The organism is Thermostichus sp. OS-CIW-30 (genome assembly GCF_054060215.1).
In genome coordinates this window covers 79,508-97,871 of sequence record NZ_JBSSCZ010000005.1, presented here as the reverse complement: position 1 = coordinate 97,871, position 18,364 = coordinate 79,508, and the positions used below count along the sequence as shown (strand labels likewise).

Below are 18,364 nucleotides of genomic sequence, written 5' to 3'. Positions count from 1 at the left end.
CCTGCTGCTGCCGGAGCTTTCTCTGCCATGCCTATGGAGAGAGCAGCGATTCGCTGCGGGCGGTGTAGCCGGCTTGACGCAGGGCTTCAACGGCGGCTTGGGCATTGTTAACCCAAAATTGGGATCCCATTCTCACCCAAAGGGTATGGGGATGGGCGGTGATGGCAGCCACGACAGGAATGCGATTTTCTTCTTTAATTTCCGAGCGTTGGCGAGCGATTAGCGTCTGTAAACGGTATCGATCCTCCAGTGTCCCAGCAGAGTCGAGAGGGAGCTCCACCGTTACCCAACTAACAGATTCAATCGGTTGTAAATCTTCCACAATCAGTTGCACCTGTTCATCCCGCTGATCCACTTTGGCCCAAACCAATAGCCGTTGATCCACCTCCAGGCAACCGCGCAAACGTTCATAGGTTTTGGGGAAGATCACTGCTTCACAACTGCCGGTGAGATCTTCCAGTTGCAAAATGGCCATGCGATCCCCTTTCTTGGTTGTGACATTTTTAATGGCAGTCACCAGGGCGAGAACGCCCACAGAGGCATCGGCTGCGCAGCCGCCCAAGTCAGCTAGGTTTACAGGGGCCAGCAGCCGCGCTTGCTCCTGAATGCGCCGCAGCGGATGATCCGAGACATAAAACCCCAGCAGCTCCCGTTCCAGCCTCAACTTTTCCTGGGGTGGAAAATCCTCGGTAACCGGCCCACGCGGAGCTTCCACAAATCCATTGCCGGCGCTGCCACTGCTCCCCAGTAAATCGAACAAGCTGGCTTGGCCGATGGCTTTGGACTTGGCTCGCTGCGCTGCCCAACTGAGGATGGGATCCAAATCGGCAATTAGTTGTTTACGATTTCCAGAAATACAATCAAAAGCGCCCGCACAAATCAGGGCCTCCAGGGCACGACGGTTAACAATGCGCAGATCCACCCGCTGGCAAAAATCCGCCAGAGAGGTGAAGGGGCCATCAGCTTGACGGGCAGCCAAAATGTTTTGAATGGCCCCCTCCCCTACATTCTTCACTGCCCCCAGACCAAACAAAATGCTGGATCCCTGGGGAGTAAAGTCCATTCCAGAACGGTTGATATCCGGCGGCTGAATTTGGATCCCAATTGACAAGCAATAGGTAATGTAGCGCTGTACCTTGTCCTGATCTCCCCCCACAGAAGAGAGCAAGGCTGCCATATATTCCGTTGGGTAATTGGCCTTGAGGTAAGCTGTTTGAAAAGTAATCAACCCATAGGCAGTAGAATGCGATTTATTGAAGCAATACTCGGCAAAAGCAACCATTTGATCAAACAATTCTGTGGCAACTTCTTGGCTTACACCCCGCTTGGCTGCCCCCTGCACAAATTGCTCGCGGTGTTTCTCCATCTCGGAGACTTTCTTTTTCCCCATCGCTCGCCGCAGCAGATCGGCTTGGCCTAAGGTGTATCCGGCCATGTCTTGGGCAATGCGCATGATCTGTTCCTGGTAGAGGATGGCTCCGTAGGTATCCTGAAGAATGGGCTTGAGGAGTTCGTGGGCATAGGTTACCGGTTTGCGACCGTGCTTGCGATCGATAAAGTCGGGGATCATTCCCGTATCCAATGGGCCTGGCCGGTACAAGGCCAATACTGAAGAAATATCTTCCAGGTTGGAAGGTTTGAGCTCCCGCACCACCTGCTTCATGCCAGAAGATTCCAGTTGGAAGATCCCTTCCAGCTCTCCCTTTTCCAAAAGCTGGTAGGTTTTCTTGTCGTCTAGGGGTAGGTTATCCAGATCTATATTGACGCCATTGTGTTCTCGGATCAGTTCCACTGCCCGCTGAATCATCGTCAGGTTGCGCAGACCCAAAAAGTCCATCTTCAGCAAGCCCAAAGACTCGATATCTTCCATCGAGTACTGGGTGATAATTTGGCCTTCATTGTTGTACTGCAGAGGCACGATCTCATCTAAGGGATCCTTAGCAATCACCACACCGGCAGCGTGAACCCCGAAGGTTTTGTTGGTGCCCTCCAACAAACGTGCCAGCTCGATCCAGCGGTGGGTGGTTGGGTCTTTCTCGTATTTTTCTTTGAACTCTGGAGCGGGAGTATCCTCGCCAATCATCTCTTCCAATTTTGCGGGCTTGCCTCGGGATACCGGGATCAATTTCGCCATTTTGTCGGCTTCTGAGTAGGGAATGTCTAAGACTCGACCGACATCTTTGAGAATGGCTTTAGAGGTCATGCGGTTAAAGGTGATGATCTGGGCGACTCGCTCTTGGCCGTATTTGCGGGTCACATAGTCGATCAGCTCTCCCCGCCGCTCGATGCAAAAATCCGTATCAATATCCGGCATCGATTGACGTTCTGGATTGAGAAATCGCTCAAACAGTAGGCCGTATTTAACCGGGTCAATGTTGGTAATTTGTAGGGCATAGGCCACCAGGGATCCTGCTGCCGAGCCTCGCCCCGGCCCCACCGGGATCCCCTGCTCGCGGGCATAGCGAACGTAGTCCCAGACCACCAGGAAATAGCTGGAGAAGCCCTTTTGTTGGATGATGTTCAGCTCAAAGCGCAGGCGCTCCTGGTAGTTTTGGGGGATCTGATCCGGCTGAGCAACACCGCAGCGCTTCGCCAGCCCCTGCCAGGCCAATTCTGTGAGATAGCTATCGGCAGAATGGCCCGGTGGAACCGGGTAGTCGGGCATGCGCATTTCCCCAAATAGGTCATAGCCCTCGATCTTTTCCAGCACCTTCAGGGTGTTGGCGATGGCCTCGTCAATCACCTCCTGTTCCAAATGGTCACGGCAGAGACGGCGCATCTCTTCTGGGCTTTTCAGGTATTCGGTTCCGGTGTAGCGAAGGCGATTTTTTTCAGTAAGGGATTTGCCTGTTTGAATGCAGAGCAGCGCATCGTGGGCCTCTACATCCCAGCAGGAAATAAAATGGCTATCGTTGGTGAGGATGATCGGGATCCCCAATTCGCGGGCGATGCGCACCAACTGCACATTGACAAAGCGATCTTCTTGATAACCGTGATCCTGAATCTCGATGTAATAATCATCCCCAAACTGCTCTTGGTACCAAGCGGCAACTTCACGGGCAATTTCTGGCCGCCGCTGCAAAATAGCTTGAGGCACTTCTCCTGCCAAGCAGCCGCTGGTGACGATCAACCCTTCTTTGTATTGCACCAAATACTCTTTGTTAATGCAGGGGCGAGAGAAAATCCCTTTGCCTTGAATGCCGTGTAGATGAGAAATGGTGGTTAGCTTCACTAAGTTTTTGTAGCCCTGGGTATTTTTGGCCAGAACCACTTGGTGATACTTGGGGTACTTGCGGCTTTTGTCGCGGATATCGCCGTTGATTACATACATTTCATTGCCGATGATTGGAGTAATCCCTTTGCTTTTACACAGTTTCACCAGCTCCAATGCCCCATACATGACACCGTGATCCGTCAGGGCCAGCCCCGGCAAACCCATAGCCACCACCTGCTCGACCAAACGCGGCAATTGGCTGGCACCATCCAAGAGGCTGTATTCGCTGTGGAGATGCAAAGGAACAAAAGACATGGCAACGCTACGGATAGTGGGATCCCTTTAACCTTAACTCAGCGTGTCCATTTCTCGACTGCCTGCAGATGCCGCTACAGTAAAGTCAGCTGATGTTTTTTCCCTTTTCTTGAATCTATGGATGCTCCCATTCGCCTCACCCAGTACTCCCACGGCGGTGGCTGCGGCTGTAAAATTGCCCCGGCCCTGCTGCAACAAATTCTTAAGGATGTGCCCCTGCTATCCCCAAATCCGGCTTTGTTGGTGGGAGCTGAAACCAGCGATGATGCGGCTGTCTATCAACTAAACGACCACCAAGCCCTAATTTTGACCACCGACTTCTTCATGCCGATTGTGGATGAGCCGGTGGATTTTGGTCGGATCGCGGCGACCAATGCCCTTTCCGATGTCTACGCGATGGGGGGCACTCCCATTCTGGCTTTGGCGGTTTTGGGCATGCCGGTCAATACCCTGCCGATGCAGGCCATCCAAGGGATCATGGCCGGAGGGATCCAGGTTTGCCAAGAAGCCGGGATCCCTTTGGCAGGGGGGCACTCCATCGATTCGCCGGAGCCCATCTTCGGCTTGGTGGCAGCAGGTTTGGCCCATCCACACCACATTCGCCGCAATGCCACGGCCCAAGCCGGGGACGATCTGATCCTGACCAAACCGCTGGGGATCGGGGTGATGACCACCGCTCTGAAAAAGGGTCAGCTCAGTGCGGCAGGCTACGCGGAAGTTTTGCAGGTGATGACCCAGCTGAATCGCATCGGCTCGCAACTGGCCCAGCGACCGCAAGTTCACGCCATGACGGATGTAACAGGGTTTGGCCTGGTGGGACACTTGCTGGAAGTCTGTCGCGGCTCGGGGGTGGGGGCCAGTTTGGATCTGGCTTCCATTCCGTTTTTGGCAGAAGCGCTCTCGCTGGCAGAGGCGGGGATCTTTCCAGGGGCGGCTCGTCGCAATTGGCAGGGCTATGAGGGGGTACAGGCAGAATCCCTGCCCGAGTGGCAGCAACTGCTGCTGGCAGATCCCCAAACCAGCGGGGGCTTGCTGGTGGCGGTGGATCCCGGCTACACCTCAGACCTCTTGCAAGAGCTGCACAGTGCCGGCTACCCCTACGCCCGTCGCATCGGCCGATGCCAAGCTGGAGACACCAGAATCCATGTTACCGGCAAGATCAGCCTCAGCCCAGCGGCAGCCTGAAGAAGACCCTCTGGCAATACTCACCATGCAAAGTCTCATGCAAAGTCTCGATAGAGGGCTCAGTATGAAGATTGCGTCAAGCAGCTCTGAGAAAGTTAAAGATACCATGTAAGGCAAGGGAAGGTTAGGATATCCTGAGATCTATGAGCGAGCTTCCCCCCAGCCGTAGTCTGGTTCAGCGAGTTGAGCCTGGCCAGCTGATTCGAACCCTCAGCAGTGGGCAATTGCTGATGGTGGATCCCCAGCGGCACAACGCCCTGATCATCTGCAAGACGTTTCATGCTGAGTTTGCCGGGCCGGGTGCTGCTGTTGGGGGGCCCTTGGATGTGGAGTCCGGCGGCGTTGTCCCCATTGGGGATGTGGTTTTGCTGCATCCGCAAGACCACCAAGAGCGGCAAAGTGCCTATGCCAAGCGGCTGCACTGGATGCGTTGGCTACAGCAAATCACCGACAATCCTTTGCCGGCCCAGCGGGCGCGGGTTTTGCTCTTTAGCTTAGAGGAATTTTTCTCTGCGGATTTGGTTAGCCAATTGCCCGATGACATTTTGGCACGGCTGGTGGGGGTGCTGCCCCAGACGATTGCTGCGGTGCGGATGGAGATGACGGCCCTCTACAGCCCCAGCTATTCCTTGGCAGGCTGAGCTTGTCTTGGACTGGGGAAGGGACTCGTCCTGCCAGCATGAATCGGTGACACCTTGCAGCCCTCTCTGCAACTGGAACAAGACACGATCAGCTACACTGCTGGCATTTGGTTCAACTGGACTCGACTGGAATCTTTGCCTCATGCAGTGGTGGAAACGGCTTCGCCAAAACCGATGGGCCCAAGTAGGAGCTTACATTCTCCTTGTTTTCTACGCCTGCGCCATTTTTGCCGAGTTCGTTGCCCCCTACAGCCCACTGGAATCTCAACCGGGGGGATCCCTTCTGCCGCCCACCGCCATTCACTTTTGGGATGAATCGGGCGCTTGGATTGGGCCCCACGTTTATCCAACCCGCCAGGGGCCAGTGGATCTGGAAACGGGAGAACGCCCGCTCTTGGTGGATACCAGCCGTCCAGCCGGGATCCGCTTGTTTGTGGCCGGTACTCCCTACCGTTGGTTGGGGTTGATCCCCTCCAATCGGCATCTGTTTGGCACCGTCCCGCTGCGGCCTGTTGCAGAAGAGGGACAGGTGGGATCCCCAATCGGCGAAGAGCCCTCTGTGGCACGGCTACACCTGCTGGGCACCGATGATCAAGGTCGGGACTATTTCAGTCGCTTGGTCTATGGCGGGCGCGTCAGCCTGTTTATCGGCTTGGTGGGCATTGGCATCTCTTTCCCCATTGGTCTGCTGGTGGGGGCCATATCCGGCTACCTTGGGGGCTGGGTGGATACGCTCCTGATGCGCTTGGCAGAGGTGTTGATGTCGATTCCGACGCTGTATCTGCTGGTGTCGCTGGCAGCGGTGTTGCAGGTGAATCCGCTGACCGGGGTGCCCTTCAGCAATGCCGAGCGCTTCTTGGTGATTGTGGTGATCCTCTCTTTTGTGGGTTGGGCGGGCCTAGCCAGGGTGATTCGTGGGCAGGTGCTGTCCTTGCGAGAGCGGGACTTTGTGCAGGCAGCGCGGGTAGCCGGGGCTGGATCCCTGTACCTGCTGGTGCGCCATATTTTGCCCCAGACAGCCACTTATGTGGTGATCTCGGCAACCTTGGCGGTGCCCGGCTACATTGCGGCAGAGTCGGTGCTGAGCCTCATCGGGTTGGGGATCCAACAGCCGGATGCCTCTTGGGGCAACATGCTCTCGCTGGCCACCAACGCTTCGGTGATCATCCTACAACCCTGGCTGGTGCTGGCCCCCACTTTGATGGTGGTGCTGACCTCTCTATCCTTTAACCTGCTGGGGGATGGTTTGCGAGACGCCCTCGATCCTCGGGAAGGGTGAGCTGCTTCCCCATTGCGCCGAGTGAGGGGAATGGAGTGGCCTGCAAATCACCGCTTTCCGTCGGGATAGAGCCGGTTTAGACCCTTGCGAGCCTTAGCATGGACATCCAGGGTGGCATCCATTTTCAGGATCTGCCGGTAAACTTGCTCGGCACGAGCCACTTCCCCTTCCTGTTCCAACTTTTCTCCTAGCTTGAGCAAGTTTTGGGCTGAGAGATCTGCCCAAGGATTCTGTTCGGCTGTTGGCTCCTGCAGTTGCCGCAGCTCTTCTAGGCGCTCTTGCACCATCGGTCGTAACAGCCAAGAGTCATCCAGATCCAAAACCTCTCGGTAGTAGCGCTGGGCCTCTTTAAAGTTCTTTTGCTCGTCGTAGGCTTCCGCCAGTTGTAGCGCCAGTTCCGCTGTGGGCTGATCCTTAAACTGGCGATGCAGTTGGTTCAGTCGCCGCACAAAGGGGGATCCCTGCTGCGGGTTTTTCAAATCCGGGGCGTGCTGAACCGGCAGATAGTCGTCCCTCTTCGCCGATGGTTGAGGGGAAGGGGCAGGCTCTGCAGCTTGAGGTCGAAGGGGCGCTTGGCGGCTGATGCTTTTGGGATCGATGGGGGTGGGCTTGTAAACCCAAATTGGCTGATCCGGAGGAGATGCGGGTGGGGTTGGGCGTGGGATCGGCTGCGGCAAGGGAATGGTCTTGCGATCCGGCGGTTCAGGAGATGGCTGCTTCAGCTCCTCAAGGGTGCTGGGAGGTTTGGGGGCCTGAAATTGAATCGCTTTGGGAGTCTCCCTGCGCTCTTGGGCCAATTCTCGGTACAGAGCGGCCAATTGAAGGTAACCCGCCTCCTCGTAGGCGGTGGCCAGCCAACGGGCATTCTCTGGGCTGGGATCCGCACGATAAGCCCGCCGGAGCAACTGCAAAGCAGTGCCGTAGTTGCGCTCTCGAATGGCTGCCTGCCCCAAACTGGCTGAGCTGGCCCCGGTCGTATCGCTAGCCATAGGTTTCCGTCATGCCTCGCTGTGCGCCGATGATAGATCAGTTCTCCCTAGCCAGCCACCTGGGGCAACCTTTGCGACTGGATCCCTTGGCCTTAGCATACCCTTGCCAAGCTGAACGTTGCTTGCCTAGAAGGGTCTCTCTGGAATTGGGTGGCAGACTTCTTTGCCGATACTGATCCGACAATTTGAGAGGACAATTTGATTATTACTGATTATTAAGACATTGAGATCTGGATGTGAGGTCGACTTTCAAGCTAGCTTGTGATCAAGCCTCGAGCAGCGACAGGTTCCGGCGCAAACATGATTCAACAGTTTCGAGAGCGGTACCCTATGGGCAGTTTGCTCACCGATCTGTTGCGTGTGGAAGAAGGGATCTACATTGTCAGAGCCCAGGTGGTGGTGAACAACACGGTTTTGGGCAGTGGCATGGCTGGCTCGAACACCGTCGAAGAGGCGGAAGATGCTGCCTTGAAGCGCGCCCTCCACCACGCAGGATTTGGTCGCCCCACTTCCTCTTTGAGTTTGGGCATGGATTCTGCTGCCGCCAGGGTGCCTTATCTGCCAACTCCTGAGTTGGCCAACGGACACGCTCAGTCTTCCCCTGCTTCTCCAGCCCCCGAGTCGATAGGGATCCCTGCAAAGCCAAGTTCCCCAGAGCTGCCCGGTCTAAGTGAGCCGGCGGCCTATGGGGATGACCTATCGGACATCATTGCCCAAACGGATGTGGAGATGCAGCGCATTGGCTGGGGCCGCAAGGAAGGACAAGAGTTTTTGGAACGTCGCTTTCAGAAGAAATCTCGCCACCAACTCAGCGACGCCGAGCTGCGGGAGTTTTTGCGCTACCTAAAACAGCAGCCCTCCCGCCTCAGCAGCGAACCCCGCTTTTGAAGTCTTCTCGGCCTTGCCGCCAAGATCTCGGGATCTGGAGATCTGGCAACTCCTATCTTCCAACTAGGGTTGTTCCGAGCCCGTTCAAGTAGCCTCTGACCCTTGCCCCCGGCCCCTCTGGAAGGGGGAGTTGGGAATCAAGCCAGCCAACTGTTTTACTGCTAGTTGGCTGCTACTTGGAATAAGCCCGTTCTACCGTCGGTGTCTTGCTGCTGCTGAAGCTAGGGCGCACCTACAATCACGCTGGTGTCTTCCATTTGCTTCACGACCGTTTCTCCCCCTTCCGAGAGCACAACCCGTCGCTCTGGCACCGATACTCCGGCCACCTTGGCGGTTTGGTAGTTTTGCCCGGCCTGCACCACAGCGGGAATGACACCTGGGCCAGAAACCAGAGCAAAGGACTCGCCGCCGATCTGTATCATCCCGGAAACCTGTACACTGCGGGCAAAGGCAGCCGGGTCGGGGGTAGGCGTTGGGATCGGGGTAGCCACGGCTACAGGGGCGCCATTGCCGCTGCCAGGAGGGGGCAAAACCGGAGGTGGAGGCAGGGGCGGCAGGACAATCTGCGGTTCAGGAGCACGCACGTTTTGAGGCACAAAGGGATCCACACGGCCAGCCCCACTCAAGGCCCGCTGGGTTTCCTGCTCTCGATCCACCGGTGGGATCAGGCTGGAGGCAGCTTGGGTAGCCTGCAGAAGGGAGGGCACCGGCGGCGGGGGTTGATCGGGGAGGGGCCTGAGGAGCCGGGGGAGGGACTGCAGAAGGGAGGGCACCGGCGGCGGGGGTTGATCGGGGGCGGTCTGGCCAAAACCGGCAGGCAAGTTCACCGTTTGTTGCCGGGCGAGAGCTTGCATCTGGCTGGCTCCGCGGGCCAAGGTGGCGCTCATATCCTGTTCCCAAGTCCCTGCAGCATTCAGCCGCATGATCACAGGGCTGGTTCCCCCCCGAGACTCCACCCAAATTTCCGCTTCTGTGTCGCTCAATCGCCGCGAGCTGAGGATCCGGGATCCCGGAGGCAAGAGGGGCCGAAGCGCCAGTTCGGCCTCAGGAACAGCCTGTTCGTTGGCCAGAGCCGGGAACCAACGGGGGGCCAAAAACGCAACGCCCCCTGCCAACAGCAGGCCGGCTACAAGAAAGCAGGACAATGGGCGAGCAGGCAGCGATTTCAGCATAGAGACCACCGGGAGAGCATGACTCTAGTCAATAATAAGCTCAACTATACTGAAAATAATGTATAATATGTTCAGTACGGATTACTACTAGTTGATCTTTCTGTTTACTTTCGAGTCTGCCAACATGGTAGCCAAAGCAAAGCAGAAAATTGGTAGTAAGACGACACGGAAACTGCGCTTTGGGTATTCTACTCAAAGCTTTGCGGGATACCGCCATTCTGGTTGGAAACAAACAGAATGCTATCGCTGCATAGTTGAACAGTGATGTTCAGCAGTGTTCAGCGTAAATGTATCAGCCTCGTATCCTCTCCACCAAAATATCCAAAATCTTCGTGATGGGGCCAAGCCGAGCTGCTTTTCTCGACAACAGTGCTAGGATTTGTCGATCGAAACAGTGGCACCATGTCCCCAGAGATCCCGACCGGGCCAGACAAAGACGGCCTCTGTCCAAGCGCAGCCTCGTTTGCCATACTGAAGAAAGATTGTAAATATTTGTTAACGCCATGACTGTCTCTGCTTTGGATCCCGCCAACCCCGCCCGTTTACAGGAGATCGCTCAACGCTTGCGCAGCCCGCGTTCTGCAGACCGGATGGTGGCCTTGGCCCAGTTGCGGGATGTGCCGGCAGAGCAGGCGGTGCCGCTGATTTTGCAGGTCATCGACGATGAGAACCTGCAGGTGCGCTCTTTTGCCGTCTTTGCCCTGGGGATCAAGCAAACGGACGCCTGTCTGCCCAAATTGCTGGAAATCCTCACCCAAGACCCGGATTATGGCATTCGCGCCGACGCGGCAGGTGCCCTGGGCTACTTGGAAGATCCGCGGGCTTTTGAAGCTTTAGTGCGTGCTTTCTACGAGGATGTAGAATGGCTGGTGCGCTTCAGTGCCGCGGTGGCCTTGGGGAACTTGAAGGATCCGCGGGCTTACGACGTGCTGCTGCGGGCGTTGGAGGGGCCAGAAGAGCTGCTACAACAGGCGGCCATCGCAGCTTTGGGAGAACTGGGGGATCCGCGGGCCCTGGATCACATCCTGCGGTTTGCCCAATCGGAAGACTGGCTGGTGCGGCAGCGGCTGGCCCAAGCGCTGGGCAATTTGCCTTCCCCCAAGAGCGTTTCTGCTCTCAACTACCTGGCCAGGGATCCCCACGATAGCGTTGCGGCGGCGGCTCTGGATTCGCTGCGGCGCTTGCGGCAAAGGGGCATCTCAGAAACCACCCCTGAGAAGGGATCCGGGCCAGCCAATTCTGAGGAAGGCTAAAGTAAAGATCCCGGCTCAGCTTGTTCCGGGTTCCCCAATCCCCAGAGAGAGGCCTCCTCTGTTTCCGGCTGAGCCTTTCTTTTCCTAGGATCCCTTGTCTCAATGGTTATCAGCCCCCACTCATCGGTTTCACCTGTTGCATCCCCGTCGCGGCCCCGCATTGTGGCGGCCCTTTCTGGGGGTGTGGATAGCTCTACGGTGGCGGCCCTTTTGCAGGAACAGGGCTACGCCGTGGAGGGGGTCACCCTCTGGCTCATGAGGGGGAAGGGGCAGTGCTGTACCGAAGGCTTGGTGGATGCGGCAGCTGTTTGTGAGCAGCTGGGGATCCCGCACCATGTGGTGGATAGCCGCGAGCTGTTCCAGGCCAACATTGTCGATTACCTGGTAGCCGGCTACGCGGAGGGCATTACTCCCCTGCCCTGCTCCCAATGCAACAAGCTGGTGAAATTCGGCCCGTTGCTGGCCTATGCCCGCGAAAAGCTGGGCATCTCGCAGATGGCCACCGGCCACTACGCACGGGTGCGCTTTAACGCCGAGCTAGGACGTTACCAACTCCTGCGGGCGGTAGATCGGCAGAAGGATCAGTCCTATTTTCTCTACGACCTCAGCCAAGAGCACCTAGCCCATAGCCTCTTCCCCTTGGGCGAGTACACCAAGGCCCAAACCCGTCAGTTGGCTGCCCGCTACGGGCTGGTTACAGCCGACAAGCCCGAAAGCCAGGATCTCTGCTTGATTGAAACCTATGGCTCGATGCGGAGCTTTTTGGATCAGTACCTTGGGCAAAGGCCAGGGGAAATCGTCGATACCCAGGGGCGAGTGCTGGGATCCCATGAGGGCATCCACCACTACACGGTGGGCCAGCGCAAGGGGTTGGGGATTGCCTCTTCCCGTCCGCTTTACGTGGTGCGCATCGATGCGGCCATGAACCGCGTTGTCGTGGGGGAACGGGAGGAGGCTACCCAGGCTGAAGCGTGGGTAAGCCAAGTCAACTGGGTCTCTATCCCGGCGCCGACGGCATCCTTGGCTGTTGAGGTTCAGGTGCGCTACCGTACCCCCCCAGTGCCCGCCATGGTGATCCCGGAATCGCCAAAGCGGGTAAAGCTGCAGTTTGCCGAGCCGCAGTTTGGGGTCACTCCTGGCCAAGCTGCCGTCTGGTACCACGGGGATCTCCTGCTGGGGGGAGGGATCCTGGAGCGCCCTTCTCCCTAGGCCAACTGCAACTTCCCTCTCGCCAGGGGGGAAGGATTGGGGGTGAGGGCAAGCCAAACTACGCTGCTTGCGCTTGCAGCTGCTGCAGGGATCGGAACAGGAGCACTGTATAGATATCGAAGATAGGCGCAACTGCCGTGGCGGCAGCATTCCCAACCACAGCCGCACCTAGGGTATCTCCCAGGATCCCCCCAACAAAAAACGAAATCAGGATCGCGATGCCGAAGATCAAGGCCACAGCCAGAAATGCCCAAAACACCCCCCACCAACGGCCCCTGACGAGGTTCCAACTGTAGCCCAACCCTTCCGTGGCACCTTTGTCTTCCAGGACAATCGCGTAGAGGGTAAAAGCTAGCCTCACCCCCCAGTAGATTCCGGGAAGCACAAACAACAGCATCCCCAGCGAGACAATCAACACCAGCAGAATGCTGCCGAATACCAGAGGCACTGCCCTAGAGACAGCCCGATCCAGGCTGTTGCCCAGCGGGGGAGTTCGCTGCTTCAAGTGCTGATCCACCAACCAGAAGGCTGCCCCGGCCAGGATGGGCGCACCAATCAGGCCATAGGCCAAGTTGAGGATCCCCCCGGCAAGCGGGATCAGCTCCGCAACGATGGGAATGACAAAGCCAGGAGAAGCCAGGATCAGCAGCGGCCCATAGATAGGGCCTACCAGTTCCAGCGAGCGCTGCAAAAGGGAGAAGGGGTTGAGGGTAACATTCTGCATAACAGAGGGATCCTCGTGGGCGACCAAGTTCACCCCCTTCATACCACGGGATCCCGGCTTTGGTTCTGGGAGCAGGCTTAAGAAAGTCTGTATTGCTTTGTACAGATCTAGGCGGATTTTTGGAGGATCCACGCCGCTGCCTGTTCGCCGCTGCGCAGGGATCCCTCGATGCTGCTCTGGTGAGTGTACTCTCCAGCCCAGAGAAGGCCTGGCAGGCCGCTATGGGTGGGAACCAAATGCTGCTGAAAGCCGGGGGGTTGTACAAACTGGGCAAAAGGGATCCGGTACACCCGCAGCAGGCGCAGTTGCTCCAAGGGGGCTTTATCGCTACGCGACGCTGCCGCGACGGGGAAGTAAGTTTGCAGCTCGGCCTGGCAGGCTTGGGCCAGTTCCTCGTCCCTCAAGGGGGGATCCCCTAGCACCACCACAGAGTACAGGTGTTGGCCAGGAGGAGCCAGCGCCGGGCTGATGCGGGTAAGTTGGACCCAATGGTTGATCCAGCCCTGGCCGGTGGCGTTGAGGTACAAGTAGGCGCCGCGGCTGAGGGAAAAGGGGGCGCAGAAGTAGAGACAGGTCACCGCTCGCCCCTGGGTGGGAATGGGGGTGGGGGCTTGAGGGCACAGCTCCGCCTGCCAGGCCCGTGCCTGAGGGGCATCAGTAGCACAAACTACCCACTCGGCAGGGATCTCTTCACCCTTGGCGGTGCGGATCCCGCGCACTTTCCCGTCTTCTGCCAGGATGCGCTCCACCGGGGTTTGGTAGCGAATCTGTTCGGGGGACAGGTGACCGGCCAGTTGTCGGGCCAGTTCTCCCATGCCCAAGGCCGGGGTGACAATGGATCCCTCGGCCATCATCTTGAAATAAAAGGCAAAGAGGCGGGCGCTACTGCCCAGATCCGGATCTAGAAGGATCCCGCGGAAAAAGGGGTAGAAAAAGTGCTGGCAGATCTGTTGGGAAAAGCCGTACTGCTCCAGAAACTCCCGCAGCGAGCAATCGGATCCCCCTAGCCCTTCTTGAAAAACCTGCTCCGGGCTGCGGCGCGCCAGCTCGGATCGCAATTGCAGCACCTTGAGCTTGTCCCCAAAGCTGGCCAAGGGGTTGAGCAAAGAGGGGAGAAGGCTGGACAGATCCCGTAGGGGATCCCCCAACAGCCAGCAGCGACCGGGTTGAGCCAAAATAGCGCCGGGCCGGTAGGGACGGGGATCGAGCTTGCCTAGATCCAAATGCTGTCGCACTTTGGGATAGGCGGTGAACAGCACCTGAAAACCGCGATCCAGGCGAAAGCCATCCACCTTGTCGGTACGCACCCGCCCCCCAGGGCCGTCGCTTTTTTCCAGAACCAGGACATCCCTCCACCCCGCCTGGCTCAGCACTTTGGCGCAAGCCAAGCCGGCCAGCCCCGCCCCAATGATGACAACTTTGCCCATGCTGATACATTTACGCTGAACACTGCTGAACATCACTGTTCAACTATGCAGCGATAGCATTCTGTTTGTTTCCAACCAGAATGGCGGTATCCCGCAAAGCTTTGAGTAGAATACCCAAAGCGCAGTTTCCGTGTCGTCTTACTACCAATTTTCTGCTTTGCTTTGGCTACCATGTTGGCAGACTCGAAAGTAAACAGAAAGATCAACTGGTAGTAATCCGTACTGAACATATTATACATTATTTTCAGTATAGTTGAGCTTATTATTGACTAGAGTCATGCTCTGCCGGGATCCCTTCTTCGTCGAGTATTTTATCTGCTTGGATCCCACTAGTATCTGCTTGGATCCCACTAGGGCTGAGCTGGGTCGGCTGGCCCCCAAATGCGAATTGAGCCATCGGCGCCACCACTGAGAAGGGTCTGCCCATATCGCTGCGCGACGCTTCCGCGACCGGGGCCAAACAGCAAGACGCTCACCATCCAAGTCTGGCCGCCCAGGGTGCGCAACTGTTCTCCGCTGCGCAGATCCCAGAGCTTAATCTGGTGAGCGCGGTAATCGGTGCCGCTGGCGAGCAAGCGGCCATCAGGGCTGAGGGCAAGGGCGGCCAAGCCGGACAAAGTCTGGGGCAAGGTGCGCTCCAAGGATCCCGTGCCCAAGTTCCAGACCAAGATGCCACCGGTACTGCCGGCGAGCAAATAGCGGCCATCTGGACTCAGAAGCACCTGCTCGATGGGGTAGTCGGCCTTTAGGGTTTCCAGCAAGGCCCCGCTGCCAGGATCCCAAAGGTGAACGGTGGGATCTCCATTGGCGGCCACCAAGATCCAAGGGGGGATCCCTTCAGACTGGCGGGAAGTATTCATACGGGTGGGTCTTGGGCCAAAGGCCACCGCTGTAATGCCTGCCCTCTGAGGGGTATCCTGGGCGGCGGCAGCAGTGTGAGGCGATAGGGTGCGGATCAACTGGCCGTTGTCGGCCTGCCAAAGGCGGATGGTGCGGTCGGCGCTGCCACTGGCAATCCAACGACCATCGGGGCTAATGGCGACACTGTTGATCAACCCGGTGTGCCCTTGCAACTGCAGCCGCGCCAGCACATCCCCAGGCGAGAGAGCCGGATCCCCCAGGGTCGCCAGATCCCAGACCCGTGCCGTCTTGTCTGCCCCCCCACTCACCAAAAAGGTACCATCTGGGCTGATGGCCAGTGCCTCAACGGATCCCTCGTGGCCTGCCCAGCTCTGGAGCAGTTGGCCAGCCTGGGGATCCCAAAGCCGGATCACGCCGTCGTCTCCCCCGGCAGCAAGGAGATTTCCATCCGGGCTGATGGCCAGAGCAGTGACGGCGACAGGGCCTTCCAGCGTAGCCTTGAGCTGCAAAGACTTGGCCCAGTCTGCCGGGTCGTTATCGCTACGCGACGCTTCCGCGACCGTGACGGCGGTGGGGACGGAGGCATGAGAACCGTTCTCGCGAGTAGGATGGAGTCCCAGGCCGTTGCGCTTTGCCGGGCCAGAGGATCCCGTTCTCGTGAGGGGGACAGAATCCTTGGGCTCCCCCCGCAGGCCAAGGTTCGCCCTCATCTGCCATACCCCTGCCACCGTCAACGCCAGCAAAGCCGCCAAGCTGCCTCCTGCCCAAACCGGTGGGATCCGGGGACGCGCCCGCAGCGATACCGGAGAACGCGGTGGGGTGGTTGGCTCCTGTAAGGGCTCGGCGGCGACAGGGCTGGGCTGGGACAGGAGTTCGGCGGCAGGGGGGCTCTCGGCGGGGGGCAAAGCCTGCAAAGCGGCCAGAGCTGCTGTTGCTGAAGGAAAGCACTGTTGTGGGTTGCAGCTCACCAAACGATCCAGAAAAGCAGCAAAAGGAGCGCTAGTAGAGGCCAGATCGTGCCAGCGCAACTCCCCCGTCAACGGGTCGCGAAACAGCTTCTGGGGCGGGATCCCGCAGAGGGCCTGCAGGGCAATCAGCCCAAGAGCATAGAGGTCGCTGCAATGCCTGGGGCCATAGGGGTTCCCGAAGCCAGAGCCGGAAAAAGCCAGACCCTGTTCCTCACCCCCCCACTTCAACAACACCCATCGGCCATCCGCCTGACGGTAGATCAAGCGAGAGGGCTGCAGGTTGCAGCAGCTCACCCCTTCCTCATTCAGGAAGGCCAAGGTTTGCAGCACATCCTGCAACAAGGCTCGTACCTCAGCCTCTGTCCAGTCGTGCCCCCAATGGCAGTGCATTTGGCGGGACGGAGTCGTTAGCTGGCCCCTCTCGGTTGCGTTACCTAGCAATAGAGCTTGTTCCAGGGTGGGCCCTTCAACCCATTCTTCCACCCAATAAAACTCCCCCTCTTGCTCAAAGCAGGCCAACAGGCGGGGGATACCCTCGTGGGATCCCAGGTGCTCCCGCAGCGCCACTTCTTGCTGAAAGAGATGCCGTAGCGAGGCGGAGTCCTCACTGTGTTCGCGGTGCGGAGCATTTTGGCCGGCCTGCCAGCGTTTGAGCACCACCCGAAGCCGCTCAGGATGATGGCTATCCTGTGCCAAGTAGGTTTGTCCGCTGGATCCCAGTGCTTCCAAGATCTGATAGCGGCCACCCAGGGTCTGCCCTACCATGGGGAGAGTGCGAACCTTTTCCTTCCGACCCATCATGCCATGGCGACGTGAGACTCAGGCTAACCGTTCACCAAATTTTCGGGCTGGAGGCCCGCACCATAGCCGCAGGCTTGGTGTCGGGAGGAAAGCCCTCCTCCATATAGGTTTGCTGGTCAAAAGTCTGGATGAACTACAATAAGCCTATGAGCCAGGCCATATCTGTACGTTGCAAGCTGATAGTCCCTGTAGAGTTGCGTCAAGAAATTGACCGCACCCTGCAGAGGTTTGCTGACGCTTGCAACCAGATTCTGGATACCGCCAAGCGTGAGAAGTGCTGGAACACCGTCAAGCTGCATCACCTGGTCTATCGACCGGTAAGAGCAGCAACGGGGCTGAAAGCCAACCACGTCTGTCAGGCGCTCCGTCGGGTGATTAGCAATGCCAAGGCGGTGAAGCAAGTCCACAAGTTCCGCCCCACCAGTCTGACTTTGGACGCTCGTACTTTTAAGTACCGAGAGTCCGACCAGGCCGTGGGCGTGACCCTGATGAGCGGACGGGTTTGGCTCAAGCTCAAGATTGGCGGTTATCAAATCGCTTTGCTGCGGGGGCAAACGCCCACCAGCGCTACTCTGTCCAAGACCAAGCAAGGGGAGTACTACATCAACATCGCTGTTGAGCTGGATACTCCCCCGACTGGCAAAACTCCAAAGGTAATCGGAGTTGACTTGGGCAGGCGGGATATCGCCACCGCTAGCAACGGACGCTCTTGGAGTGGAGAGCACATCCAGGCCGTCCGTGACCGGTTCAGCCGTGTACGCGCCAAGGTTCAATCCAAACGCACTCGCAGCTCTAGGAGGCTGCTGAGAAGGCTCTCTGGGAGAGAACGGCGCTACCAGACATGGCTGAACCACAACATCAGCAAAACCTTGGTCAGGGATGCCCAGGCTATTGGTGCGGCACTGGCTTTTGAAGACTTGACAGGCATCAGAGATTGCCTGAATCAGAAGTCTCGAAGTAAGGCTGAGCGGCGCAGGACTAACAACTGGGCGTTCTACCAGCTCAGGATGTTTGTAGCCTACAAGGCTGCCATTGCTGGAGTGCCTGTGGTGCTGGTGCCGCCTGCCTACACCAGTCAGACCTGCCACCGGTGCTTGCACATCCACCCTGAGCGGGGTAAGTCCTACCGCAATGGTAAGTCGTTCAAGTGTGGGCACTGCGGGTGGGAAGGGGATGCTGACCATAACGCTGCTCAAGTAATCTCTCTCCTTGGGGCGACTGTAAACTCGCCTGAAATTCCGAAACTTAGCTGTCCTCTGGGGCCGCTAGGGATTGGGATAAAGCCCGCACCCTGCGCATAGCGCGGGTGTCGGGTAGTTTACCCTTGCGTTCACGGTGCGGAGCGCCTGGGTGGGATAGAGTCCTCGCCGCATCAGTCCTCCACCGCCATGGCTGAGGTGAGCAGAGCAAAAAGCGAAAGGGGATCCCGACAGCCGCT

Annotated in this window: 13 protein-coding genes and 1 pseudogene; 7 read left to right on the top strand and 7 right to left on the bottom strand. The window is 57.9% G+C overall.

Annotated features, from left to right (window positions below; genetic code table 11):
- Positions 1 to 31: 31 nt before the first annotated feature.
- A complete protein-coding gene (locus ACVWZF_RS03270; protein ID WP_011432811.1) occupies positions 32 to 3,529 on the bottom strand; it encodes a DNA polymerase III subunit alpha in 3,498 nt (1,165 codons plus the stop codon).
- A gap of 117 nt (positions 3,530 to 3,646) precedes the next feature.
- On the opposite strand from ACVWZF_RS03270, the gene selD reads away from it, so the two are divergent.
- The 3 genes from selD (at position 3,647) to ACVWZF_RS03255 (ending at position 6,634) form a co-directional block, all read left to right on the top strand.
- Positions 3,647 to 4,714, top strand: coding sequence for a selenide, water dikinase SelD (gene selD, locus ACVWZF_RS03265; protein ID WP_011432812.1), 1,068 nt, complete (start codon positions 3,647 to 3,649; stop codon positions 4,712 to 4,714).
- Positions 4,715 to 4,857: 143 nt separating this feature from the next.
- A complete protein-coding gene (locus ACVWZF_RS03260; protein WP_011432813.1) occupies positions 4,858 to 5,355 on the top strand; it encodes a hypothetical protein in 498 nt (165 codons plus the stop codon).
- 142 nt (positions 5,356 to 5,497) lie between these two features.
- Positions 5,498 to 6,634, top strand: coding sequence for an ABC transporter permease (locus ACVWZF_RS03255; protein WP_041436389.1), 1,137 nt, complete (start codon positions 5,498 to 5,500; stop codon positions 6,632 to 6,634).
- Positions 6,635 to 6,681: 47 nt separating this feature from the next.
- Here ACVWZF_RS03255 and ACVWZF_RS03250 read toward each other — a convergent pair whose 3' ends face one another.
- Positions 6,682 to 7,623 carry a hypothetical protein gene (locus ACVWZF_RS03250; RefSeq protein WP_457410830.1) on the bottom strand — a complete coding sequence of 314 codons (942 nt, stop codon included), beginning with the start codon at positions 7,621 to 7,623 and terminating at the stop codon, positions 6,682 to 6,684.
- A 300-nt stretch (positions 7,624 to 7,923) separates the two neighbouring features.
- Here ACVWZF_RS03250 and ACVWZF_RS03245 point away from each other — a divergent pair, with 300 nt between their 5' ends.
- Positions 7,924 to 8,511, top strand: a complete 588-nt coding sequence (locus ACVWZF_RS03245; protein ID WP_238376927.1) for a hypothetical protein — start codon at positions 7,924 to 7,926, stop codon at positions 8,509 to 8,511.
- A gap of 221 nt (positions 8,512 to 8,732) precedes the next feature.
- Here ACVWZF_RS03245 and ACVWZF_RS03240 read toward each other — a convergent pair whose 3' ends face one another.
- Entirely contained in the window at positions 8,733 to 9,683 is a 951-nt protein-coding gene (locus ACVWZF_RS03240; protein ID WP_457410829.1) for a hypothetical protein, read from the bottom strand.
- A 503-nt stretch (positions 9,684 to 10,186) separates the two neighbouring features.
- Here ACVWZF_RS03240 and ACVWZF_RS03235 point away from each other — a divergent pair.
- A complete protein-coding gene (locus tag ACVWZF_RS03235; protein ID WP_049749566.1) occupies positions 10,187 to 10,936 on the top strand; it encodes a HEAT repeat domain-containing protein in 750 nt (249 codons plus the stop codon).
- 102 nt (positions 10,937 to 11,038) lie between these two features.
- On the top strand, positions 11,039 to 12,145 hold the full coding sequence (gene mnmA / locus ACVWZF_RS03230) for a tRNA 2-thiouridine(34) synthase MnmA (RefSeq protein WP_457410827.1): 1,107 nt from the start codon (positions 11,039 to 11,041) through the stop codon (positions 12,143 to 12,145).
- 58 nt (positions 12,146 to 12,203) lie between these two features.
- On the opposite strand, the gene ACVWZF_RS03225 is transcribed toward mnmA, so the two are convergent.
- From ACVWZF_RS03225 to ACVWZF_RS03210, 4 genes and pseudogenes are all read right to left on the bottom strand, one after another.
- Positions 12,204 to 12,911: a glycerophosphoryl diester phosphodiesterase membrane domain-containing protein gene (locus tag ACVWZF_RS03225; RefSeq protein ID WP_457410826.1), complete on the bottom strand. Its 708-nt coding sequence runs from the start codon at positions 12,909 to 12,911 to the stop codon at positions 12,204 to 12,206.
- A gap of 65 nt (positions 12,912 to 12,976) precedes the next feature.
- Entirely contained in the window at positions 12,977 to 14,296 is a 1,320-nt protein-coding gene (locus tag ACVWZF_RS03220; RefSeq protein WP_011432821.1) for an NAD(P)/FAD-dependent oxidoreductase, read from the bottom strand.
- A gap of 43 nt (positions 14,297 to 14,339) precedes the next feature.
- Positions 14,340 to 14,523, bottom strand: a pseudogene (locus ACVWZF_RS03215) (hypothetical protein); the annotation flags it as partial.
- 123 nt (positions 14,524 to 14,646) lie between these two features.
- Positions 14,647 to 16,890 carry a WD40 repeat domain-containing serine/threonine-protein kinase gene (locus tag ACVWZF_RS03210; protein ID WP_148202710.1) on the bottom strand — a complete coding sequence of 748 codons (2,244 nt, stop codon included), beginning with the start codon at positions 16,888 to 16,890 and terminating at the stop codon, positions 14,647 to 14,649.
- 182 nt (positions 16,891 to 17,072) lie between these two features.
- On the opposite strand from ACVWZF_RS03210, the gene ACVWZF_RS03205 reads away from it, so the two are divergent.
- A complete protein-coding gene (locus ACVWZF_RS03205) occupies positions 17,073 to 18,227 on the top strand; it encodes an RNA-guided endonuclease InsQ/TnpB family protein (RefSeq protein ID WP_457410842.1) in 1,155 nt (384 codons plus the stop codon).
- Positions 18,228 to 18,364 lie beyond the last annotated feature (137 nt).

Bases quoted from the DNA above. Each gene is read 5' to 3' on its own strand.
- selD (WP_011432812.1), top strand. From the start codon at position 3,647: ATGGATGCTCCCATTCGCCTCACCCAGTACTCCCACGGCGGTGGCTGC.
- ACVWZF_RS03270 (WP_011432811.1), bottom strand. From the start codon at position 3,529: ATGTCTTTTGTTCCTTTGCATCTCCACAGCGAATACAGCCTCTTGGAT.
- ACVWZF_RS03220 (WP_011432821.1), bottom strand. From the start codon at position 14,296: ATGGGCAAAGTTGTCATCATTGGGGCGGGGCTGGCCGGCTTGGCTTGC.
- ACVWZF_RS03260 (WP_011432813.1), top strand. From the start codon at position 4,858: ATGAGCGAGCTTCCCCCCAGCCGTAGTCTGGTTCAGCGAGTTGAGCCT.
- ACVWZF_RS03250 (WP_457410830.1), bottom strand. From the start codon at position 7,623: ATGGCTAGCGATACGACCGGGGCCAGCTCAGCCAGTTTGGGGCAGGCA.
- ACVWZF_RS03245 (WP_238376927.1), top strand. From the start codon at position 7,924: ATGATTCAACAGTTTCGAGAGCGGTACCCTATGGGCAGTTTGCTCACC.
- ACVWZF_RS03255 (WP_041436389.1), top strand. From the start codon at position 5,498: ATGCAGTGGTGGAAACGGCTTCGCCAAAACCGATGGGCCCAAGTAGGA.
- ACVWZF_RS03210 (WP_148202710.1), bottom strand. From the start codon at position 16,890: ATGGTAGGGCAGACCCTGGGTGGCCGCTATCAGATCTTGGAAGCACTG.
- ACVWZF_RS03235 (WP_049749566.1), top strand. From the start codon at position 10,187: ATGACTGTCTCTGCTTTGGATCCCGCCAACCCCGCCCGTTTACAGGAG.
- mnmA (WP_457410827.1), top strand. From the start codon at position 11,039: ATGGTTATCAGCCCCCACTCATCGGTTTCACCTGTTGCATCCCCGTCG.
- ACVWZF_RS03240 (WP_457410829.1), bottom strand. From the start codon at position 9,683: ATGCTGAAATCGCTGCCTGCTCGCCCATTGTCCTGCTTTCTTGTAGCC.
- ACVWZF_RS03205 (WP_457410842.1), top strand. From the start codon at position 17,073: ATGAGCCAGGCCATATCTGTACGTTGCAAGCTGATAGTCCCTGTAGAG.
- ACVWZF_RS03225 (WP_457410826.1), bottom strand. From the start codon at position 12,911: ATGAAGGGGGTGAACTTGGTCGCCCACGAGGATCCCTCTGTTATGCAG.